Here is a 23,238-nt window from a genome sequence, read left to right as displayed (position 1 = left end):
CGCGCCCGCCCATTCGATGCCCACACCACGGGCGGGCGCGGGGCGGACCCCGGACACCGCGCCCACTCCCTGCCCTGCCCGGACCACACCCGCAGGAGGTGCCCGTGACCACGGCACTGACCACCACGCCCGACGCCCCCGGCGCGGGCCACCCGGACGGCGACTTCGCCGTCCGGCTCTCGCACGTGCACAAGACCTTCGGCCGTCCCGGTACCGCCGCCCCGGTCCTGGACGACATCAACCTGACCGTCGCCCCCGGCGAGTTCGTCACCCTGCTCGGCGCCTCCGGCTGCGGAAAGTCCACCCTGCTCAACCTGGTCGCCGGCCTCGACCGGCCGACCTCCGGCACCATCGACGTCCCCGGCGGCCGCCCCGCCCTGATGTTCCAGGACCACGCGCTCTTCCCCTGGCTCACCGCCGGCAAGAACATCGAACTCGCCCTGCGCCTCGCGGGCGTGGCGAAGGCCGACCGGCAGACCGAGGCCGAGCGCCTGCTCGACCTCGTCCGCCTCGGCGGCTCCTACAAGAAGCGGGTCCACGAACTCTCCGGCGGCATGCGCCAGCGCGTCGCGCTCGCCCGCTCCCTCGCCCAGGGCTCCCAAGTCCTGTTGATGGACGAGCCGTTCGCCGCCCTCGACGCCATCACCCGGGACGTCCTGCACAACGAGATCACCCGCATCTGGGCCGAGAAGCAGCTCGCCGTCCTGTTCGTCACCCACAACGTCCGCGAAGCCGTCCGCCTCGCCCAGCGCGTCGTCCTGCTCTCCTCCCGCCCCGGCCGGATCGCCCGCGAATGGCGCATCGACCTGCCGCAGCCGCGCCGCATCGAATCCGCCGGCGTCGCGGATCTGTCCATCGAGATCACCGAAGAACTGCGTGGGGAGATCCGCCGCCATGTCCAGCACTGACACCCTCCCCGCCTCGTCCTCGGACGACTCTGCAGGCCGCTCCACGGACGACTCCGCGGGCGTCGGGGCCGGCCTGGACGCGCTCGAAACCGTCGACGCGCAGCGCCCGCCGCTCACCACCGTCCTGCGCCGCTCGGTCCTCCCGCCGCTCCTCGGCGTCGCCCTGGTCCTGGTCGTCTGGCAGCTCGCCTACACCTTCCGCCTCACCACCCCCGACAAGCTCCCCAGCCCCGCCAACGTCTGGCACTCCCTCACCGAACTCTGGTACGCCGGAACGCTGTTCTCCATCATCTGGACCAGCGTCTGGCGCGGCCTGTCCGGCTTCCTGCTCTCCGTCCTGATCGGCACCCCCATCGGCCTCCTGGTCGCCCAGGTCAAGCCGGTCCGCGCCGCGCTCGGACCCGTCCTCTCCGGCCTCCAGTCGCTGCCCTCGGTCGCCTGGGTCCCCGCCGCCGTCATCTGGCTCGGCATCAACAACTCCGCGATGTACGCCGTCATCCTCCTCGGTGCCGTCCCCTCCATCGCCAACGGCCTCATCTCCGGCGTCGACCAGGTCCCCCCGCTCTTCCTCCGCGCCGGCCAGACCCTCGGCGCCACCGGCCTCCGCGGCGCCCGCCACATCCTGCTCCCCGCCGCACTCCCCGGCTACCTGTCCGGCCTCAAGCAGGGCTGGGCCTTCTCCTGGCGCTCCCTGATGGCCGCCGAACTCATCGCCTCCTCCCCCGACCTGGGCCTCGGCCTCGGCCGCTACCTGGAGAACCAGCGCGAGTTCACCAACATGTCCGGCGTCCTCCTCGGCATCCTCCTCATCCTCACCGTCGGCGTCGCCATCGACCTCCTCTTCTTCTCCCCCCTCGAACGCCGAGTCCTCCGCAGCCGCGGCCTCCTCGTCACCACCCGCTGACACCGATGGCTCTCCGCCCCTCCCCCCACCAGCCCCCCACCCCGGCGGCTGCGCACCGCCACGAGCAGAGCGACCGGGAGCGGGGCGGCACCCGCGCACACCGCCGCGAGCGCAGCGACCCGACCGGCACTCCCGCGTCCCGTCAGTCGGGCGACGACCTGACGCCGGGCGGCAGCCTCGCGCCCCCTCAGGAGCGAAGCGACCTGCTTCACCCCAACCCCGCGCCCCGTCAGTCGGGCGACGACCTGACGCCGGGCGGCAGCCTCGCGCCCCGTCAGGAGCGCAGCGACCTGACGCCCCGTAACCCCGTGCCCCGCCAGGAGCGAAGCGACCTGCCTCACCCCAACCCCGCACCCCCTCAGGGGCGCGGGGAACTGCGCGCGGCGGAAGGCAACGAGCCGCAGCCGGACACCGCGCTCACCCCCACCCACCGCCCGCTCCGGGCAGGTGAGCAACCACCGCGCCAATCGACCCACTCCGCCTCGGCCCGCCGGCGAGGCAAGGTCGCACGCACATCGGAAGGCAACGAGCCGCGCCCGGCCACCGGCCGTCCGCACCCGGCGCGCACCGAACCCCTGCGCCCCCTCCTCCTCCTGGCCCACGGCTCCCGCGACCCCCGCCACGCCGCCACCGTCGAGGCCCTCGCCGACGCGATCCGCGCTCTGCGCCCCGAACTCCCCGTCACCACCGCCTACTTGGACCACTGCGCCCCCCGCATCGCGCAGGTCGCCCCCCGCCTCACCGACGCGATCGCGGTCCCCCTCCTCCTCAACCGCGCCTTCCACGCCAAGCACGACATCCCGGCCGCCCTCCGCGCCGCCGGCTCCACCATCCCCGTCGCCGACGTCCTGGGCCCGTCCCCTCTCCTCCTCGACGCCCTCGACCGCCGCCTCGCCGAGACCGGACTCGACGTCACCGACCCGGCCGTCCGCACCCGCACCGGCATCGTCCTGGCCGCCGCCGGCTCCTCAGACCCGGCCGCCAACGCCACCACCCGCGCCGTGGCCGCCACTTGGCAACGCACCCGCGGCTGGGCCGCCGTCACCACCGCCTACGCCTCGGCCACCACCCCCACCGTCACGGACGCCCTCACCACCCTCCACACCAACCCCACCGTCCACACCACCGCCGTCGCCCCGTACCTCCTCGCCCCGGGCCTCCTCCCGGACCGCATCGCCACCGCATCCGCCACCGCCGACCACCTCGCCCCGGTCCTCGGCGCAGCCCCGGAACTCGCCCACCTCGTCCTCACCCGCCACACCGAGGCCGCAGCCGCCACCGCACCGAACGCCCGCACCGCCTGACACCTTCGACGCCCAAACACTCGGGCCTCCGCCCCTCCCCGTTGCAGGGAGTGGCGGAGGCCCGAACAGCGTCCGTCCAGCAGTCTCAGGACGGCAGGATCGGCAGGTAGTCCAGCGCCACCAGTACTGCGACCAAGCCGGACACTGCGAACGCGGCCCGGCGCGCGCGGCGCGTGGCCTCAGGGCTCCGGTCCTGCGGCCCAGGTGCCGGGCGTCCGGACCGCTCGCCCTCCGCGATGTCCTTCCGAATCATCCAGAACGCCAGCGGGAGAGCCAGCATCCCGTCCGCCATCAGCAGTAGCGCGGTCGGCATCGCCGTGCTCCGGATGGCACCGAACAGCACGCCCAGCGGGATCATCGCCGCAACGCAGATGAGCGCCATCCGCCGATTCTTCCGCAGCCCGTAGACGTGCAGCACCACGGCGGTGTTCAAGAGGTAGCCGACCGCGAGCAGGAGCAGCACGAGCGGTATTGGAGGTGAATCGATCAGTCTCATAGTCACTTGAAGAGGTTGGAGGGGCCTTGGTCCTCGCCCGGATGCCCGTTCCAGCCGAGGATGTTGGCCAACGTTGGTCCAGCTCCGGCAGTAAAGTTCAGACCTTTGTTGCCCCAAGTCGGATTGTAGCCGGGTGACAGTCGCGCGGTCTCGACCCCGCTCTTGAGGACCTCGCCTTCCATACCTCGGGCAAGGAAGCCGACACCGAGTTTCGCCGCGCCGCGTTCGGCCCAGCCGCCGACACCGCCGGTCAGCACCGACATTCCGACCACTACGCCGTTCACTGCGGCTCCCTGCTGGTCGCCCCCGACGAGGTCAAGTCCGGCCGCTAGCGCGGCTGTCGCGAGGGAGGCCCCGGCGAGAAACGGCGATAGCGCATCCGCATAGGGAATGGGCGCGGTCACCAACGCCAAGACTCCAAGGACGGTACTGACGTTGCCGAGGTAGTTGGCGGCGATCCGGGCATGGCACCGCCAGTCGCAAGGCAGTGGAGTGATCGTCATGTGCCGTTCCGGGTGCAGCCACAAGTCGGAGAAGGCTGCGGTGATCGGGTCGGAGGCGGCAGTCAGGCAGTTCTTGTCACACATGACCATGTACTGCTCGCGGTGGGTTCGGCGGAATTCCTCCTCGTCGCGGCTCGCCTTGACCAGCAGCGCTCCGGCCAGCTCCCGGGTGGCGTGCTTGACTCCTCGCCATTCGGGGCCTGACGTCGCGGCCATCGCCATCGTGGTGCCGGGGTGGCAGAGCGACCCGCAACCCATCGACTCCTTCCGGACGCCTCCGCCGGCCTCGGGCCCGTGGGCTTCGGGCGCGGGCGTGCTGTCGTACTCGATCGGGGCCCGGACCATTCCGCTCGGGTCGCTGCGGCCCACCGGGTCGTTGTTGCTGTACGCGTACCCGTTCCACTGCTGCGGATCGGTGGTGAGGAGTACCGGGTCGGGGCTGAGGAATCGTCCCTGCACCGGGTCGTACTCGCGGGCTCCGAGGTGGGTGAGGCCGGTGGGGTCGTTGGTGCCGCCGACGAAGCCGCGGGTGCCGGCCCAGGTGGTGGGGGCAGTGCCGCGGGTGGCCCCGAAGGGGAGGGAGCGGCGTTGGGTCATCGCACCGCTGGTGGCGTCGATGTTGACCTCGGCGGTGCCGTGGTGGTCGTTGACCTGGAAGGTGACCTTGTCGTCGTCGGTGCGGATCGCGGTGGCGGAGCCGAGCGGGTAGTAGCGGGTGGCAGCAGCCTTGGCCGCGCCCTTCACCAGCTTGAGCTCGGTGTTGCCGAGGTAGAGCGTCCAGCTCTCGGCCGCCGGGTCGGCGGTGTCGAGGGTGTGGCCTATCAGGCGGTTGCCGGCCGCGTCGTAGAGGTAGTCGGTGGTCTTGCCGGTGGTCGTGGTGGTGGTGCCGACGGCGGTCTTCACCGTGTCGGCGAGCCGGGAGAGCCTGCTCTCGGTGTCCCAGGTCAGTACTTGGTCGCTGGTCTGGTCCGCGGTCGGCTTGAGGTGTCGTCCGACGGTGTTGCCCGCGTTGTCGTAGTCGTAGCTCTGCACGACGGGTGTGCCGGCGGCGCCGGTGACAGTGCTGGTCGAGGTGAGGCTGTGCGGGCGGGCCGCGGTCGCGGCCGGGTAGGTGTAGGCGGTGGTGGAGTCCTGTCCGGTGTTGCCGCTCGTGTCGTGCCGGGTCTCGGTGGCCCGGGTGCCGTTGGTGTTGTAGGTCCAGCTGGTCCAGTACGGAGCCGGGCCGCCGAGCTTGGTGCCGTCAGGGACGGAGCAGGAGCCGGTGTTGGGGGTGTACGCCTCGGTCAGACGCCGGAGGTAGTCGTACTGGAAGCACTGCCGGTCGGTCCCGGAGCTGGAGTTGTCGGTGACGGAGGTGACGTTGCCGACCTGGTCGTAGGTGTACGCGGCTGCCCGCGCCGGAGTGCTGATGCCGTACTGGTCGGTGCGGCTGGAGGCCAGGCGCTGGGTTCCCCACTCATAGGAGTTGGTGACCACGATCTCCTTGCCGGCGGTGCTGTTGAGCTTCGTCTGCATCGGCTTGCCGGTGAGGCTGTAGCTCTGGCCGGTCTGGTAGGCGTAGCCGCCTGCCGCACCGACACCGGTGAGCCGGTGCAGAGAGTCGTAGGTGAACACGAGTGATTCGCTGGGAAGATTGCCGGCCGCCGGGTAAACGGCGCTCCTGGCCTGGCCGTCGAGGCGGTAGATGGTGCCGCTGAGGTAGGTGCCGGCGAGGGCTTCCTGCCCGGGGACGGACGGGATCGTCACTGTCGTGCGGGTCGGGCGGGCGAGCGCGTCGAACAGGGAGTAGGCGGTCGTGTACTGGTAGGTGGTTCCGCCGACGGTGCTGTAGCGGGTGCTGGAGGCCAGCAGGCCCTTGTTGTTCACCGGGTCCCAGGCCTGCGAGGTCAGCAGGGGCCCGGTGGCCGAGCCGCTGCGGGTCTCGGTCGGGCGGCCGAGGTTGTCGTAGACGTTGGCGATGGTGTTCCCGCGTCCGTCAGTGGTGCTGGTGACTTCGCCCCGGTCGTTGTAGGTCTTGACGGTCGTTCCGCTGTCGGGGTCGACGGCCTTCGTCTGCTGACCGAGCTGGTTGTACAGCCAGGTCCACGTGGTTCCGGCCGAGTCGGTCTGCTTGGTGAGGTTGCCGGCCTTGTCGTAGCCGTAGGTGGTGGCGTCGTAGGCGCCGGTCGGTGTCGCGGCCTTGTACTGGCGCAGTTCGGTGGTACGTCCCTCCACGTCGGTGATGGTGGTGGTGGGGGTGCCGCCGGTGGGCGGGGTGACGGTGACGCGGTCGCCGTTGTACTCGGTGAGCGTGGAGTTCAGCGGGGTGCCGACGCCGTTGCCCGCCGAGACCGTGGATTTGACGGCACGTCCGAGACCGTCGTAGGTGACCGCGGTCTGCGTCTCCAAGCCGTCGGTCAGCTTGGGGTTCGTACCGACAGTCTGCAGTTGACTTGAGGGCAAGCCCTCGACGTAGTAAGGGGCGTAGGAAAGTGCGGCCAGGCCGCGGTCGTTGTAGAAGGTGTCGCTGAGGATCCGGCCGCCGTTGTCTCCGGGCGACTGGATCTGGCGCACGCGGGCGAAGCCGTCGTAGACGGTGTAGGTGGCCTGCTGCGAGCCGTCTTCATTGAGCGTCTTGGTGGCGACGGCAGCGGCCGTGTTCTCGCCGACGGTGTAGACGTACTCCTGGTTCGGGTTGCCCTGGCCGATCCGGTCGTGCAGCCACACCCGGAGCGTGCGGCCGAGCGCGTCGTACTGGATCTCCGTACGACGGTTGTTGGTGTCGATGCTGTCCTTCGCCTGGCCGCGCATCAGCTCGTAGTCGACCGTGGTGGTCTGTGCGGTGGCACTGTTTCCGACCGTGGCCGGTGGAGAGGTCACCACTGTCTTGGTGGGCCGGCCGGTGCCAGGGGTGAAGGCGGTGGCGGTGGTCCGGGCGTTCGGCGAGGCGGTGGTGACCGGGCTGGTCGCGCCGGTGGTGTCGTAGACGGTGCTGGATGCCAGCTCGGTGGTGCTCAGGACTCGGCCGTACCCGTCGTAGGTGGCAGCGGTGTCCAGGTAGGTGGCACTGTTGCCGGTCCGGGTCTTGAGGGTCTCCGTCAGGGTGATGTCGCCCTTGGTCGGGGCGGTGCCGTAGCCCTGGCCGTCGAACCGGTAGCGCACGTCCGACAGCACTGCCGACGTGCCGTCGGCCTTGGTGTCGCGGTCGACGGTCGCCGCACAGGCCGCTGCGACCGTCTCGACCCGGGAGACGGAGCCGAGAATCCACGCCGAGGTGTTGTTCAGGTAGGTGGAGCGGGTGCACTTCTCGTCACCGGTGACCGAGAGGTCGCCGAGGCTCTCCACCGTGATGGGCCGACCGTAGTCGTCGTAGCCGGTGTTGATGCGGCTCTCGCGCCAGTTGCTGCCCGCGCCCTTGTCGAGTGACGTGAAGCTGCGGGTGCTGCCGGTGGCGGTCAGGTTCGCGGTGGTGGTGCCCCAGTCACGGACCCGCTTCGCGGTCTCCTTCTTCCACGGCGTGCTGACGGTCTTTCCGAGGATCACGCCGCCGGGCTTGTCGTACTGCTCGGTGCGGTACTCGAAGCCGGCCCACGCATTGTCGTCGGTGAGGGTGGTGCCCTCGCCGTCGTTCACGGTGACGGCGCGCTTGCTGTTCTTGTCGGACGGGTTGTCGCGGTCGCCGTCCATGCCGCGCAGGTACCAGTGGTCGGCCTGGGTGGACATGGCGGCGTTGCCGCCGGTCTCGACCCGGACGTGGGCGTAGCCGCGCCATTGGGACCAGGTCTTGAGCTTCTCCTTGGTCAGGCCGTCCTCGTCGTCGAAGTGCCAGGCGGCGTCGCCGAGGTAGGTGTAACGGGTGACCATGTCGGGTGCGCCGCCGGTGCGGTCGGTGCCGATGACCGCGTCGACGACGTACTTGTTGAACCACTCCGTGACGACCGGGCCGTCCTGGGACGCCCTGTACATCTGCGGGAAGCAGCGGGTGGTGTTGGTCTGCGGGGTGGGCAGACCGGCCCAGGTGCAGGCCTCGCCGGAGTAGTTGATGTCGATCTGGCCGCCGATCTCGTCGGTGATCGTGCCCAGGCGCTGCTTGACGAACGGAGCGCGGCCGTCACCGGTCTTGTCGAGCCGGTTGACCATCTGCTTGTAGGCGAGGGTGGTCTTCGGCAGCGTGACGGCCGGGGTGGCGGAGTTGCCGGTGTGCTTGATCGTGTCCAGCAGGAGCTGGTAGTCGAAGTCGGCGGTGCCCCACTTGTGGGTCAGGTCCCAGGTGTCGACGGCGGCGTAGCTGCCGTTGGCCTGGAGGGTCTTGGCGACGACCTGGGTCAGGCGGCTGCGGGTGAAGAACGTCGGCGAGTACGTGGTGGTGCAGTCGGTGCCGTCCTTGCAGTTCTGGTCCCACGGGGTGTCGTACCAGTACTGCCGGTTGGCGTCGATCGAACCCGCGTCGCAGCGGCCCGCGGTGGTCTCCAGGCAGCGTTCGGCGGTGCCGAACTCCACCCGGGCCATCGGCTTGACGGTCGCCGAGTAGATGTCGTTCTTCTGCTGACCGTACTCGATGTGGTCGAGGCGCCCACCGCGGATGTACGGGGTACGGTCGGTGGCCTTCAGGTTGCGGCCGTAGTTGTTGGTCTCCGGCGTATACCAGTAGGTGATGTCGTTGCCGTGGGCGTCGACCACCAGGTCGAGGTTCCACCGCCATCCCTGCTGGCACCACGAAGTGGCGAACGTCGAGGCGTTGCACGGCTCGCCGGCGTCGTTGCCGAACACCGGCACCGTGTACACCGACTTCGTCTCCGGCTGGCCGGCCGTCCAGTTCGGAAGCCGGTTGTAGCCGAAGTAGTAGCTGGTGCCGTCGGTCGTGGTGGCCTTGAAGTACTCGCCGTCCTTGGCGCCGTTGCCACGGGCGGTGTCGCGGACCCGGACGATCTTGGTGTTGTCGTCCCCCTTGATCCGCCACTCGTCCGCAGAGACGGGAATCAGCTCGCCGGCGTGGCCCGCGAAGCTGATGGTGGCGTTGTCGGTGCCCCAGCACAGGTCACCCGGGCTGACGGTCCCGGTCTTCGGCGCGCCGTCGTCCGCACACGGCTTGTAGGCGCGTTCGACGAAGCCCGGGGCCATCTCGAAGCCGTCGCCGGCCCAGGAGGCCTGGTTGTTGCTGTTGGAGGTCCGGCCGTCGATGACACCGGAGTTGTAGGACAGGCCGAGCTTCGGCGTGAGCTCGCCGGGCATCGCCGTGAGCGGCATGTCGTACGACCAGGTGAACGATCCGCTGTTCAGCGAGGTCGACCACGTCGAGGCCGAGGAGAGCGGGGTGGCCTTGTAGTCGCCGCCCGGCCCGGCCGAGCCGGTGGTGGCGGCGAGGACGACCGGGCCGCCGATCGCCTGGATGCGGGTCGAACCGTCCGGGGCGGCGGTCAGCGCGTCCGCCTTGACCGTCTGCGCTTCGAGGTCGTTACCGCCGGGAAGCGGGCTCTGCACGCGGCATTCGGCGAGCTGAGGAGTGGTCAGCGCACAATCGGGCAGGCGCACCAGCTTCAGCCGGGAGCCGTACCCGGAGCCCGCGGCCTGCGCGAAGGACGAGTAGTCCACGGCCACACCGGAGCGCTCGTCCGCGCCGGCGACGGTGAACAGCAGGCCGGTGATCCCGGCCTTGGCGGCGGCGTCCTGGCCGAGCACCTCGACCTGGGCCTTCGCGGCAGTGCCCGACGAGGTGACGGAGACCGGCAGCTTTCCGGCCTTGGCCGCCTTCCCCTTCTCACCGGGGACGTCGGCAGTGGCCTTGCCCTTGCCGGGCAGCGCACCGTGCTTGCCGTCCGGCTTGCTGACGGTGGTGTCGGCCTTGCGGTCCTTGGTCTTGGCGTTGGACGTCTTGACCGGCTTCTCGGGCGAGACCGCCGACGGTGGCGTGTAGGTCTCGGCGGCCGCCGCGGCGGCCAGTGACAACGTCGGCAGCAGTGACCCGACCAGGGTGGCCGCGACGGTCGCGGCCACCCTGGTCCGGGCCCGCCGCACGACGGACCTTCCTGAACTCATCTGATGAGCTTCCTTGTTCGGAACGGACCCGCCGGGCGGACGCCGGGCGGGTGGCAGAAGGGCCGGGCCGGGCGGCAGGATGCCGCCCGGCCCGGGATGGGGGGAAAGGAGGTCAGACGCCGGTGGCGGTACTCAGGTCGGCGTTGTAGTCGGCGAGCCTGATGATCTGGGCGGGGCTCAGGACGCCCTGGTACAGCCAGACGTCGTCGAGTTCGCCGGAGAAGTACTCGCCCCACGCGCCGACCGACCGGCTGCGGCCGAACTGCAGGCCGCCGGCGTCCTTCGCCTCGTAGGGCGCGGAGGCCCCGGCGGAGGAGACGTGCGGGACGCAGCCGGTCGTGCCGGCGGCGCAGGTCTGGTTCTCCGCCTGGCCGTTGACGTAGAGCACGAGCCGGCCGGTGAAGGCGTCGTAGCTGACGGCGAGATGGGCCCAGTTCTCCCACACCGAGTACTGCGGGGTGTGGGCGACCGTGGTGCGGACCGCTCCGGTCGCGGCGTCGGCGGTGCGGACCTCGGCCTGCCACTCGCCGCTGGGCTGCCCGTTGGCGTCCGGGCCCAGGTAGTGCCAGCGCACCGTGACCGGGCTGTTGGTGGCGCCGGGCAGGGAGAGCACCGTCATGTCCCGGGTGGGGATGCCTGCGGTGTTCGCCCAACCGGCCAGGGTGAAGCTCTGGCTGGTGTACACCTCGGGCTTGGCGGTCGCGGCGTAGCCGGTCGTACCGTTGAGGGCCAGGGTGCCGGGGGTGAGCAGGACGCCACCGCCGGTGTTGACGGACGCGCCACCGCCCAGGGTCGCACCCAGGCCGGCCACGGTGCCGGAGGCGACCTCGCCGGGTGTGACCGCCGGACTGCCGGTGGCGGAGTTGAGCTTCCAGCGGCCGATCAGCTCCGGATGCTGCTTGGTCATCGCGGTGGCTTCGGGGGTGGTGACCACCCGGTCGAAGATCCGGACGTCGTCGATGTCGCCGCCGAAGAACTCGCCGTTCGCGCCCTCGCGGTTGACGGCGCCGATCTGCAGCGGGCCGGGGTTGGCCCACGGCGAGGTCTGGGTGTAGTCGGACTCGCCGACCAGGTACCCGTTGATGTAGAAGCGCAGCTTCTTGGCGGTGGTGTCGTTGACGCCCAGCAGGTGCGTCCACTTGCCGGTGTTGCCGGCGAAGCAGGGCACGTTGCCGGCCATGGTGTTCGGCGTGCAGTCGGGCTGCCAGGTGCGGACCAGGGTGTCGGCCGAGGTGTCCTCCGTGTAGCGGCCGAACGACCAGCGCTTCCAGGCGGCCGAGTAGTACAGCGAGAACTCGCTGTTGTGCTGGCCGATCTGGCTGATGGCGATGCGCGCGGTGGTGTCGTTGGGGGCGAGCTCGGGCAGCCTCACCCATGCCGAGACCGAGAAGTCCCGGGCGCCGTCGACCTGCGGCCTTGCGGTGCGCAGGTAGCCGGTGGCGCCGTCGAGGTGGATGGCCTTCCCGTCGATCCCGGACACGCCGGTCTGCACCGATCCGTAGGCGGTCAGGGCGTCCGTGTCGGGTGCGCCCTTGACGGTGGTGGTTCCGCTCTCGTCGAGGTGCCAGACGGCCTTGGCCGGGGTGCCGGTGGGGTTCTGATCGACGGCGACCTTCGCGGCCTGGGCCGCGGTCAGCGCTCGGTCCCACAGCTTGACTTCGTCGACCGAGCCGGGCCACGCGGCGGACCACTGGCCCTTCCAGCGGTCACGTCCGATCTGCACCGGCCCGTGGCCGTCCCACAGCGAGGACGGGGCGGTGGCCGTGCCGGCCAGCGTTCCGTTGACGTACAGCAGCAGCGAACGCGCCGCGGCGTCGTACACGCCGGTGAGGTGGGTCCACTGGCCGACCTGCGCGACGCCGCCGCTCACCGAGAGGGTGGTGTTGTCGGCGTCACCGGCGGCGCTCTGCACCTTGAACGTCCAACGGCTCTCGGTCTCGTTGTTGACGAAGTACGCGCCGAGGGCGAACGCGTAGTAGTCGGGGCCGTTCTGGCTCACTGCGACCCGGTTCGTGGTGGCTCCGTTGAACTGCACCCAGCTCGACACGGAGTAGCTCCGGGAGGTGTCGAGCACCGCCGCCTCGGTCTGCGCGTAGCCGGTCTCCGCGTCACCGTTGAGCGCCAGGGCATTGCCGGTGTGCCCGGCGGCACCCGGAGTGGCACCTGATCCGAGCGTGGCGGGAATCTCCGCGCCGGTGCCGTTCAGGTTGCCGTCCATGGCCCAGCCGGCGCGCTGTCCCTGTCCGGCCAGGACGTTGAAGTAGTAGGTCTCCGGCTGCGAGGCGGTGTTGGCCCCGTTGACGGTGCGGGCCGTCAGGACGTGCAGGCCGGGGGTCTGCGGGAGCACCTTGACCGTCTGGGCCGCACCGCTGGTGGTGGGGACCTCGGTGTACGGCGAACCGTCCAGCGACCACTGGTACTTGGTGATGGTGGTGTTCGCCGCCTTCAGCGTGAAGGAGCCGTAGCGGCCGACGCCGTCGGTCCAGGGCAGGGAGGCAGTGGCGTCCTTGGAGCCCGGGTAGGAGTCGGAGGTGATGGTCGGGCCCGCGGGGATGGCGGTGTCGACGTTGAAGTAGCAGGCAGTGGGGTCGCCGTCCGAGGACCACGGGCCCCAGGACGCGCCGTCCCAGGCCCGCGCCTCCCAGCTCAGCCGGGTGTTGTGCGGGAACGCGTCGGGCAGTTGGTAGGAGAAGATCGACCCGGAGCCCTTGAAGTCCGCGGACGGCGCGTTGTTCTCCGCGCCGGTGGACCACCAGCGGCGGCGCAGGCCGTCGCCGGCGTCCCAGTTGACCGCGAACTGCACGCCGATCGCGTCGCCGTCCGGGTCACTGGCCTTGGTCGTGACCCTCGGCAGCTGGTTGACGCCGACCTCGTTGAACTGGCACACCGAGCCGGGCGACATCGTCATGTCGCTCATCGGCATCTGGTTCGGCCGCAGGTTGTAGTAGACCCGCAGGTAGGCGTCGTCGGTGAAGCGCTTCCAGGCGTTGATGTCGCCCTCGTTCTGCGCTTTCAGGCCGAACGTGATGGTCTGCCAGCCCCAGTTCGCGGCGTCCTGCACCAGGTTCTTGACCGGGCCCGAGTCGCCGCCGAACTCCAGCCAGCCGCCCGGGCAGTCGCTGCCCCAGCCCTTGGCCGTGTTGATGGTCTGCAGGTTGCGGCTCCAGAACCCGGACGCGTTCTGCGCGTTCCAGGTCAGGCCCTTCGAGATGTAGCCGGTGTTCCACAGCTCCACCGGGGCCGCGGTGCACGAGTACGAGTGGCTCTCGTAGGTGCCGAACTCGGCCTTCAGGATCTGCTTGCCGACGAACGAGCCGCTCGGGATCTGGAAGAACGCGCGCTTCACGTCCTGCGGCGCGCAGCGCGAATCGCCGGCGCAGTAGCCGACGCCCCAGTCGTGCACGTAGCTGCCGTAGGTGAAGTGCCAGTAGGTCTGGTTCGGGTAGGTCCGCGAGACACCGGCCCAGTCCGCGACGTGCGGAGTGTTCCACGCCGGGTCGATCATCACCGGGAAGACGGTTGCCGGGTCGTCCAGCATCGCCCGGTCCGGCCTCAGGACCATGGTGTCCTTCGGCAGTTCGACCCTCAGCCGGGTCATCTTCGCGCCCTCGACCGGGACTCCCGGATCGGCGGCTTCCGGAGCCGCGGCCCGTGCCGACTTCGCAGCCTCAGCCGGGGCCGCCACCGTGGCGGAGTCCCACATCACCGGTGTCGGGGCCTCGAACACGGTGCCGCCGCCGGACGGGTCCACCGCCTTCAGCGAACCGTCCGCCTCCTGTCGAACGGTCAGGCCGTCGGTCTTCAACCCCAACCGCAGCGCGTCGAGTTCGGGGTTCTTCGCGGCCTCGGCGGTGTGCACCACGAAGACCTGCGTGAAGCCGGTCGTGGTGGCGGTCAGCCGCAGGTCCACGTCGGGGAGGATCGAGCGGTACTCGGCGACCGCCCCGTCGACCACCGGCTTCGGCAGCGCCTTCGGCCAGGAGAGCTTCAGCTCCTTGCCGGCCGTCGACATCCGCACCAGCGGCTGGTCACCGCCGCCCGAGAACTCCAGGTCCGCGGTCGAACCCTTCGGCGCGAGGGCTCCGCCCTTCAGCGCCTGGAGCGCCGGGTCCAGGTCCACCCAACGGCCCGCCTTGCGGGTCCGCTTCGGCTGCACGTACGTCGTCGACAGCAGCCGCCCGTCGGGCTGCGCCACCACGTCGGAGCTCTCGCCCCGCAACGCCTCGACCTCCACCGGCTTCCCGGTCCGCTTCGCCTCGGCGACCGCCAGCGTCTCCGCCGTATCGGCGGGCTCGGCCGGCGTCGCAGGGCTCTGCGTCGGTGCGTTCTCGGCCGCCGCCGCGGGGGTGGCGTCCGGTATCCCGAACGCCCCCACCGTGATTCCCAGAACGAGAGCGGCTGCGGTCAACCCGCGCGTCCTCCGTCTCCCCACGGATCTTTCCAGCACGTCACATCCCACGATTCAAAATGATCATCACATGTGAGCCACGATCATCAAGGTGGGCTCATACAACTGTCAATACCTGTTCCAGGCAACGAAAATGACAGGTAAAGACATAAATTATCAATCACACTCTTGCGCGGATGAACCACCACAAAAGGGTTGATCAGGGAAGGCGTCGATCCAATCAAAACCCGGTCTCTGACGTATCGTCAGTTCTGCAAGAGAAAGCCGGGCCCGGCATCGCCATCTCAGTGGAGCTCAAGCACTGTTGATGCGCGCGGGGATATCGGAAGCCCGCTGGTTGGATGCGAACGTCTCGATGTTCAAGCAGATGTGACGGCTCATCAGTTTCGAACACCCACAGGCTCAGGAACGCCCGCGTCGCCGACCTCGCCGGCGCGCACCCGCTGCCCACACAGCAGGGACGCGCCGGGGTCCGCGACAGTTACGGTCAGCCGGAGAACGCGGCCGCGAGTTCGTCCGCCGCCGACGGCAGCGGCGTCGTGACGCCCGCCCAGGAGCCGTCGCGGAAGTGGAGGTCGACGCGGCCGCGTTGGGTGACGCCCTTGGCGTTGCGGTGGGCGGCGGCGATCTCGTGGCGGGGGAGTTCGAACTGCAGGGCGTGCTGTTCGGTGAGCTGCCAGAGCTTGGCGCGGTCGGCGAGCAGGAACAGGCGGCGGTCGGTGAGGGCGAGCAGGCCGCTGCCGTTCGCGCCGTCCTCGTGGAGGCGGACGACGAGGCGGCCGGCGGTGGAGTGCCAGTCGCCGCCCATGCCCTGGCCGTGCCAGGCGGAGTCCGGCACGGCGTCCATCATCCGGTTCTCGACGGCGCCGACCGCCGCCGACACCGGGTTGACCACCGCGTACGCGCGCCGCAGCAGGCTGAACGGCTTGGCCAGTTTCTGTTCGAGCTCGCCCGGTTGACGCGGGGTCAGCAGCTCCTCGGGCGGGCGGGGGATGCCGGGCGCCAGCGAGACGGGCGCGGCGGCCAGCAGCTGTTCGCCGGCGGCCAGGAACGGTGCGGCGAACTGGCGGTCCCGGTCGAGCACAGTGCTTCTCCTCGTTGTAGTGGCAACACGGCGGCGAGCCGGCTCACCCGAAGGCGTCCTCGAAGCGGCGGCGGCGCTCCTCGGGGCTGAGCTCGGGCTCCTTCGCGGGCTGGGCGATGCCGGTCTTCTGCCGCAGACCGGTGCTGGGCCCGGTGTTGCCGCTGATCCGGTCGTCGGCCTCGTCGGCGAGGATGCCGGCGCCGCTCTGGGTGATCTGCTGGAGCGCCTCGCCGGCCGGGTTGCCGGTCAGGCCGATGCCGTGCAGCCCGGCCTTGCCGATCGTCTTGGTCGCCGTCTTGGCCAGGTACGCCTCGACGTCCAGCGGCTTGTTCCAGGTCCAGGGCTTCTTCGGGTTGAGGTGCGGCCGCTTGGAGACGGCCTTGAGCGCCTTCATCGCGTCGGCGATCTTCTTCAGCGCGCTGGCCAACTTCCGTACCAGGTTGGCTATTCGGACGCTGGCGATGGTGCCTTCGGCGGCAGCGGCGGCGGCTTCGGCGGCCAGCGAGATGCCGGCGGTGATGACGCTGAAGGCGATGGACGCGGCGAGCGTGATGATCGCCCATTCGATCAGCTCGCGGATGATCGTCTCGACCAGGTCCTGCGCCATCCGGGCCTCGGCGGCGGCCTCGTCGAGGAGTTCGGCGGTGCCCGCCATGTCCTCCGCCTCGGCCTCCAACGCCTGCTCGTACTCGGCGAGTTCGCGTTGGAACGCCTCGGACGCCTCGCCCTGCCACTCACCGGCCAGCGAGGCCCGGTCACGACGCTGGTCGGCGATCACCTCGCGCAGCTGCTCGGCCTGCTTGCGCCACAGCTCGGCGGCGGCCTCCAGGCCCTCCGGGTCGCCGGTGACGAACTCCAGCGGCTCGGCGAGCGGTTCCACGATGGGACGCATGATCTCGTCGATCACGTTGCCCAGCGGGGACATCCAGTCGTTGATCTTCGTGTAGGCGTCGACTGCGCCCGCGATCGGCCCGCTCATCCGACGATCGCCTGCATCCCGCGCTCGATGCTCTCGTCGACCCGCTCGTACGCGCCGGCCATGCCGTCCGCGTACTCGCCGATCCGGTCCATGGTGTCGGCGGCGGCCCCGGCGTTCTCGATCGCCGCCTCGGAACGCTCCACGTAGTCGCGGCCGGTCTCGTCGGACTCCGGGAGCTTCCCGAAGGCGGACGGCGACAGCTGGTGCCCGCCGAGTTCGGCGCGGATCGCCCGCAGCCGCTCGGCCCGTTCGATGCTGGTGCGGGCGAACCGGCGCAACGCGTCCGGATCGACCGTGAACTCCCCCGCCATGTCGGCGTACCTCTTCCCCGTTGCCAGGCCCACCGCTTCGGCGACGGCATAGACGACGCCATACGCAGACCATGAATTGGCAAAGAAGCTAACACGGCCTCGCCCGCAAGAGGTACCCCGGGCCCGCCAATTGACGCTCAGTCGGCCAGCCGGACGCGCACCCACGGGTCGGTGCAGCGCTCGGCCGCCTCCCGACGCGCCGTCAGGAACCGTTCCGCGAGCGGCCCGTCCACGGCCTCCGCCCACCGCCACGCACCCACCGCACACACCTGCCGCAACGGGTCGCCGTCCGCCACGGCCGCCGCCAACTCCTCCTGCAACCGCCGCCGGCCGCCCACCGACACCAGCACCTGCGCCAGCCAGCGCGGCGAGGACGCGTCGTCGTCGGCCAGCAGCGCGTCCAGCACCAGCGGGTACAGCCGGTGCGCCGCCTCCCGGTCCGCCGCCAGCCGCCGGTACGCGGCCTGCCGCTTGTGGCCGATCCGGTGGTACTGCGCGAATCCCGACGCCCGCGCCTCCAACCGGGCCACCCGCTCGTCCCCCGACGCCTCGACCGTCACGTCGAGCGCCGCCAGCAGGGCGTCCAGCGCGGCTTCCTGCGCGTCCAGGCGCACGTGCTGCTCCATCGACCGCCTCCTCACTCCGCATGCAGATACTTGCAGGCGCGGGAATTTGCAGATTTCGACTAGGCTTGTACGGAGTGAACGACCCCACCCCGAAGGGAGCACGGCCCATGACCCGCCCGGACCCCGGCCTGGCGCACGGCTGGTGCGCCCTGACCTCGCTGCACGGCCGCCTCGAAGCCCACATCGAACGCGCTCTGCAGGCCGAACACGAGCTCAGCGTCCGCGAGTTCTCCGTACTGAACGTCCTGAGCGAGCAGCACGAGGGCGACGGCGGCCACTTCCGGATGAACCGGCTCGCCGACTCGGTGGTCCTCAGCCAGAGCGCCACCACCCGCCTGGTCACCCGCCTGGAGGACCGCGGCCTGCTCGCCCGCTACCTCTGCCCCACCGACCGGCGCGGCATCTACACCAACGTCACCCCCGCCGGCCTCGCCCTCCTCGACCGGGCCCGCCCCACCCACGACGCCGCCCTCGCCGAAGCCCTCACCGCCGCCGAGACCCGCCCCGAACTGGCCCCCCTGGTCGCCGCCGTCCGGAACATGGGCCGCTGAACAACAGGAGCCCGCACAACCAGGGGATGCACCACCGGGGGCGCGGGGAACTGCGCGAAGCGGAAGGCTCCCAACCGCAAGATCGCAACGCAGGACAGTGACCTGCACGTGATCGCGGCCCAGCTGGCGTGCGCTCCTTCTCCGCGCCCCGGCCCCGCGCAGCCCTACTCCGACTTGCGCCGCTGCCGCCCCGTCCCGTAGTTCGAGCCGCTCTTCGTCCCGGACCCCGGCTTCGCCCGCCCCGACGACTTCCCGATGAACCCGGCCGCCATCTGCGAACTCCCGCCGCCCGGACGCTGCTTGGGCCGGGGGCGTCGCGGGTTGCCGCTCATGTCGACGTCCTTCGGCAGCCCGCCGGTCCGCTTCGCCGGACGCCGACGCGCCTCGCCGTCCACCGGCTTCGCACCACCCCGCCCACGCCCGCGCCCCTCCGCGGCGGGCTCGGCGACCGCGGCGGCAGCAGCAGCGGCGACAGATGCCGGGACCGGCAGCACGACAGCCACGCCGGACGGCATCCGCGCGCCGGTGATGCGCTTCAGCTCGCCGTCCTCGGGCCGGACCTTGGTGATGGTGGGCCGGATGCCGGCGACGCTCATCAGCCGGTTGACCTCGCGGCGCTGCTCGGGCAGCACCAGGGTGACCACGGTGCCGGACTCGCCGGCCCGCGCGGTGCGCCCGCCGCGGTGCAGGTAGTCCTTGTGGTCGATCGGCGGGTCGACGTTGACGACCAGGTCGAGGCCGTCGATGTGGATGCCGCGGGCGGCGACGTTGGTGGCGATCAGCGCGGTGACCTGGCCGTCGCGGAACTGGTCGAGGACCCGGTTGCGCTGCGGCTGCGACTTGCCGCCGTGCAGCGCGGCGGCGACCACGCCGTGCGCGCGCAGCTGCTTGGCGAGGCGGTCCGCACCGTGCTTGGTGTGCACGAACATGATCACGCGGCCCTCGCGGGCGGCGATCCGGGCGGTGGTCTCGGCCTTGTCGGCGGGGTCGAGCTGGAGCAGGTGGTGGTCCATGGTGGTGACGGCACCGGCCGACGGGTCCACCGAATGGGTGACGGGGTCGCTGAGGAAACGGTTGACCAGCCGGTCCACGTTGCGGTCCAGGGTGGCGGAGAACAGCATCCGCTGCCCGCCCTCGGCGACCTGCTCCAGGAGCTTGACGACCTGCGGCAGGAAGCCCATGTCGGCCATCTGGTCGGCCTCGTCGAGGACCGTGATGGCGACGTCGTCCAGGCGGACGTCGCCGCGCTGGATCAGGTCGTCCAGGCGGCCGGGGGTGGCGACCAGGACCTCGGTGCCGCGGCGGACCTGGTTGGACTGGCGGGTGATCGACATGCCGCCGACCACGGTGGTGATCCGCAGGCCGAGCGCCCCGGCGTAGGGGGCGAGCGCCTCGGTGACCTGCTGGGCGAGCTCACGGGTGGGCACCAGCACCAGGGCCAGCGGGTGGCGGGCGGTGGCGCGCTTGCCGGCGGTGCGCACCAGCAACGGCAGGCCGAACGCCAGGGTCTTGCCGGAGCCCGTACGGCCGCGGCCGAGGACGTCGCGTCCGGCCAGCGCGTCCGGCAGGGTGGCGGCCTGGATCGGGAACGGCTCGGTCACGCCCTGCGCGCCGAGTTCCTTCATCATCCCGGACGGGAGGTTCAGCTCGGCGAAGCTCGCCGCCGGCGGGCGGGACGGGGTGCCCTGCACGGGCGTGAAGTCCTCGGCGGGCGCGGCCGTCGTCACGGCGCCACGACGCGGCCGACGCGAACGCTCGGCACGGGCCTGCTCGCCGTCGCGGGACGAACCACCGCGGGACGAACCACCGCGGGACGAACCACCGCGGGACGAACCACCGCGGGCCTCGGAACCACCGCGGGCCTCGGAACCACCGCGCGGCGCACCGCCACGGGACGCGCCGGTGCGCGGCTTCCGCGCGCGGGGCTGGTCACCACGCGACTCACCGCGCGACTCACCGCGCGAAGCGGACTGTGCGGACCGTGCGGACTGCGGACGGGACTGCTCTGACATGCGTGTTTCCTCTTCCTGGAGGGCCGTCGGCCGGCGCGCGTCGGCGCGTCGGCAGGATGTCGGCCGTCCGGGAGGAAGGGCCGCCCCGGCCGTCGGGCGGCATGGACGAGGGCCCGTACCTGTGGAGGTACGGGCCCTCGCCCACAACATCTAAGAGTCGGCGTGAGCCGGGACTCAGATGGTGCGGATGTTCTCCGCCTGCGGGCCCTTCTGGCCCTGGGTCACGTCGAACTCGACCTTCTGGCCCTCGACGAGCTCACGGAAGCCCTGGGACTGGATGTTCGAGTAGTGAGCGAAGACGTCAGCGCCGCCGCCGTCCTGCTCGATGAAGCCGTAGCCCTTTTCGCTGTTGAACCACTTCACGGTGCCGGTAGCCATAACCGTCTCCACTTTCACTGGGGCGTTGGGGCACACACCTCGTGCACCCCACGTAGCCGCGATCCCCATCCGGAGACTAAACACCGGACAAAACAAATGCGCCTGTGGTTGGAACCAGCAGGCGCACACACACGTTCATGGGAACCAATACTGCAACTGCTTCGACAATAGCACGGTCCCCTTCGTCGACGGCGGCAAAAGTTCCGCTGGTCACACCGTGTTTCGACGGGACGGCGAAGGGGCATGCGGTCCGGTTGGACCGCATGCCCCTTCACTCAGGGCTGTCCGGAGCTACCCGTGCGTGGCCGTTCAGGCCTGGCCGGCGGGCTGCGGCTCGCGGGCGGCGACGGCCTCGGGGCCGTGGTCGGGCATCGCGCCGTGACCGGGCCACCAGGCCTTCTTGCCGAGCAGCGCGGTGATCGCCGGGGTGAAGAACATCGCCATCACGAAGGCCGCCAGCACGATGCCGATGGCCAGCGCGAAGCCGAGCTCGGCGAAGAGCACGTTGCCCGCCAGCATGAAGGTCGCGAAGGACGCCGCCAGGATGAAGCCGGCCGCGGCGACGGTCGGTCCGGCGTGCCGGACCGCCTCGCTGGCCGCCTCGCGCGGGTTGCGGCCCTCGCGGGCCTCCTCGCGGAGTCGGGCGATGATCAGGATGTTGTAGTCGGTGCCGATCGCCACCACGAACAGGTAGATGAAGATCGGCAGCATGAACATCAGGCCGGGCTCGGAGCCGATCTTGAGGAAGGCCAGCGTGGTGGCGCCCAGGGTCGCGGCGAAGCCGAGGCCGACCGAGGCCATCAGGTACCAGGGCGCGACCACGCTGCGCAGCTGGAGGCCCAGGATCAGCAGGATCAGCAGACCTGCCACCGGGAAGACCAGCTTGTAGTCGTGGGTCATCGCCAGGTTGATGTCCTTGTACACCGACGAGGTGCCGCCGACCAGCGCCTCGGTGCCGGCGGGCGCGTCCGCGTGGGCGGCGGTGCGCAGCTCGGTGACGGTGTCGATCGCCGCGTTGCTGGCCGCGGAGTCCTTGAGCATCACGACGAAGTCGGCGGTGGTGCCGTCCTCGCTGAGCTTGTGCTCGGCCTGGACGGTGGCGACGCCGGGGACCTGGCCGAGCTTGGCGCCGAAGCCGTCCAGCTGGGCGGCGTCGAGCTTGGCGCCGTCCTTGCCGGTGACGAAGACGTGCGTGGGGTCGGCGGCGCCGGCCGAGAAGCCCTTGGTCAGGGCCTCCATGACGACCATGGACTCCTTGTCCTTCGGCATCATGCTCTTGGCCATGTCGAAGGTGCCGCTGTAGCCGAGGCCGGCCAGCGAGAGGACCACCAGCAGACCGCCGGAGACCAGCGCGATGATGCCGGGGCGACGGCCGACGACCTTGCCGAGCTTGTGGAAGCGGGCGCCCGTGGGCTCCTGCATCCACTTGCGGCCGGGCCAGAAGGTGGCCTTCGCCGGGATGACGGAGAGCAGCGCCGGGGTCAGGGTGAGCGAGGCCAGCGCGGTGACGATGACCGAGATGGCCAGCGCCGGGCCGAGCGAGGTGAACATGCCGAGCTCGGAGAGCAGCAGCACCGCGAAGGCGACGGTGACCGCGCCGGCCGCCGAGGCGATCGCCTCGCCGACCCGGGCGACGCCGTTGGCCACGGCGGCCTTGCGGTCGTCGCCGGCCCGCAGGCGCTCGCGGTAGCGGAACATCAGGAACAGGAAGTAGTCGGTGCCGACGCCGAGGATCACCACGATGTCGATCGCCGAGGCGATCGGCGAGGACTTCAGGTCGAAGATGTCGGTGACGAAGGCGATCAGGCCGCTGGCCGCGATCATCGGGAACAGCGACAGCAGCACCGGCAGCCAGCCGACCAGGATGCCGCGGAAGATCACGCCGACGATGACCACGATCAGCACGATGGTGGCGAGCATGGTGATCGCGTCGGTGGCGCTGGACGACTCCTTCTGGTCCTGCGCCATCGCGGCCTGGCCGCCGACCTGGAACTTCAGCGCGGTGCCCTTGGCGAGCTCCTTGCCCTCGTCACGCAGGTCCTTGGCGGCCAGCGGGTACTCGTCGGTCTGCATCTTGGTCTTGTCGATGGAGACCATGCCCATCGCGTAGTGACCGTCCTGCGAGATGGTCTTCCCCTCCATCGGGGGGATGACCTGCTCGACCAGGGGTATGTGCTTGTCGGTCAGACCCTGGGTGATCTTGGCGATGTCGGCCTTGTCGGCGTCGGTCAGCGCGGCGCCGTCGGTGCGCTCGAACATCAGGATCGCGCCGGGGGTGAACTCGGCCGGGAACTTGTCCTGTTGGACCACTGCGGCCCGGATGGACTCGTAGTGCTTCGGCAGGAACTCTGACTCGTCGGTCGAGGCGCTCAGCTTCGGGGCGCCCGCGACCAGCGCGATGGAGCCGATCACCCAGGCGATGATCACCCACCACGCCCGCTTGACGACGAAGTGTCCAAGTCGGTGGAACATGCTCGAAATGCCTCCTGGGCATGGTTCACCGCAGCCGGGGGACGGGGACCGGGCAACGGCTGGACCGGCACGCGAAACCCTCGGCAGGGCCTAGCCGGTCGGCAGGTAAGTGTTAGCGGGCATCCTACGGGACCTGACTTGCCGCCCGGCAAGTGGGTTTCGTGCGCGCCCCCTAGGGGCGGCCACGGAGCCGGCCCCGATCCATCGTCGCCCGTCGGCACCCCTTCCCACCTCGTGCTCGGGGTGGAGACAGCTCCCCCTCAGGGTGGACGCCCGGCTGCCCTCAA

Annotated in this window: 14 protein-coding genes; 4 read left to right on the top strand and 10 right to left on the bottom strand. The window is 70.5% G+C overall.

The genetic code is table 11. The features are described 5' to 3' along the window. Positions 1–104 precede the first annotated feature (104 nt). From ACFV4P_RS18065 to ACFV4P_RS18055, 3 genes are read left to right on the top strand one after another with little or no spacing between them, the layout of a single operon-like run. Positions 105–908 (top strand): ABC transporter ATP-binding protein, encoded by an 804-nt coding sequence (locus ACFV4P_RS18065; protein WP_380472183.1) that lies wholly within the window; start codon positions 105–107, stop codon positions 906–908. Next, a complete protein-coding gene (locus tag ACFV4P_RS18060; RefSeq protein WP_380472181.1) occupies positions 895–1,812 on the top strand; it encodes an ABC transporter permease in 918 nt (305 codons plus the stop codon). The genes ACFV4P_RS18065 and ACFV4P_RS18060 overlap by 14 nt, the downstream gene beginning before the upstream one ends. 5 nt (positions 1,813–1,817) lie before the next feature. Next, entirely contained in the window at positions 1,818–3,116 is a 1,299-nt protein-coding gene (locus ACFV4P_RS18055; protein WP_380472179.1) for a CbiX/SirB N-terminal domain-containing protein, read from the top strand. 85 nt (positions 3,117–3,201) lie between these two features. On the opposite strand, the gene ACFV4P_RS18050 is transcribed toward ACFV4P_RS18055, so the two are convergent. The 7 genes from ACFV4P_RS18050 to ACFV4P_RS18020 form a co-directional block, all read right to left on the bottom strand. Next, entirely contained in the window at positions 3,202–3,579 is a 378-nt protein-coding gene (locus tag ACFV4P_RS18050) for a hypothetical protein (protein WP_380472177.1), read from the bottom strand. Positions 3,580–3,614: 35 nt separating this feature from the next. Then, on the bottom strand, positions 3,615–10,130 hold the full coding sequence (locus ACFV4P_RS18045; protein WP_380472175.1) for an RHS repeat-associated core domain-containing protein: 6,516 nt from the start codon (positions 10,128–10,130) through the stop codon (positions 3,615–3,617). Between the two features lie 112 nt (positions 10,131–10,242). Further along, a complete protein-coding gene (locus tag ACFV4P_RS18040) occupies positions 10,243–14,538 on the bottom strand; it encodes a LamG domain-containing protein (RefSeq protein WP_380472173.1) in 4,296 nt (1,431 codons plus the stop codon). 487 nt (positions 14,539–15,025) lie between these two features. Next, on the bottom strand, positions 15,026–15,622 hold the full coding sequence (locus ACFV4P_RS18035; RefSeq protein WP_380472172.1) for a hypothetical protein: 597 nt from the start codon (positions 15,620–15,622) through the stop codon (positions 15,026–15,028). Positions 15,623–15,665: 43 nt separating this feature from the next. Continuing rightward, the gene (locus ACFV4P_RS18030) at positions 15,666–16,601 is read right to left on the bottom strand and encodes a WXG100 family type VII secretion target (RefSeq protein WP_380472170.1); all 936 of its coding nucleotides are present in this window, start codon (positions 16,599–16,601) and stop codon (positions 15,666–15,668) included. Then, positions 16,598–16,912, bottom strand: coding sequence for a hypothetical protein (locus tag ACFV4P_RS18025; RefSeq protein WP_073813543.1), 315 nt, complete (start codon positions 16,910–16,912; stop codon positions 16,598–16,600). The genes ACFV4P_RS18030 and ACFV4P_RS18025 overlap by 4 nt, the downstream gene beginning before the upstream one ends. 137 nt (positions 16,913–17,049) lie before the next feature. Further along, positions 17,050–17,538 (bottom strand): hypothetical protein, encoded by a 489-nt coding sequence (locus ACFV4P_RS18020; protein WP_380472168.1) that lies wholly within the window; start codon positions 17,536–17,538, stop codon positions 17,050–17,052. A gap of 107 nt (positions 17,539–17,645) precedes the next feature. Here ACFV4P_RS18020 and ACFV4P_RS18015 point away from each other — a divergent pair, with 107 nt between their 5' ends. After that, on the top strand, positions 17,646–18,089 hold the full coding sequence (locus ACFV4P_RS18015; protein WP_380472166.1) for a MarR family winged helix-turn-helix transcriptional regulator: 444 nt from the start codon (positions 17,646–17,648) through the stop codon (positions 18,087–18,089). 164 nt (positions 18,090–18,253) lie between these two features. Here ACFV4P_RS18015 and ACFV4P_RS18010 read toward each other — a convergent pair whose 3' ends face one another. The 3 genes from ACFV4P_RS18010 to ACFV4P_RS18000 form a co-directional block, all read right to left on the bottom strand. Beyond that, the gene (locus ACFV4P_RS18010; RefSeq protein ID WP_380472164.1) at positions 18,254–20,101 is read right to left on the bottom strand and encodes a DEAD/DEAH box helicase; all 1,848 of its coding nucleotides are present in this window, start codon (positions 20,099–20,101) and stop codon (positions 18,254–18,256) included. 174 nt (positions 20,102–20,275) lie between these two features. Next, a complete protein-coding gene (locus tag ACFV4P_RS18005) occupies positions 20,276–20,479 on the bottom strand; it encodes a cold-shock protein (RefSeq protein WP_043913331.1) in 204 nt (67 codons plus the stop codon). Positions 20,480–20,788: 309 nt separating this feature from the next. After that, positions 20,789–22,951, bottom strand: a complete 2,163-nt coding sequence (locus ACFV4P_RS18000) for an MMPL family transporter (protein ID WP_380472162.1) — start codon at positions 22,949–22,951, stop codon at positions 20,789–20,791. Positions 22,952–23,238 lie beyond the last annotated feature (287 nt).

Origin of the sequence: Kitasatospora sp. NPDC059795 (assembly GCF_042732175.1) — a bacterium.
In the GTDB taxonomy this organism is placed as follows: domain Bacteria; phylum Actinomycetota; class Actinomycetes; order Streptomycetales; family Streptomycetaceae; genus Kitasatospora.
Note: the sequence above shows the minus strand (reverse complement) of the source record. Positions and strands in the feature narration are given on the sequence as shown.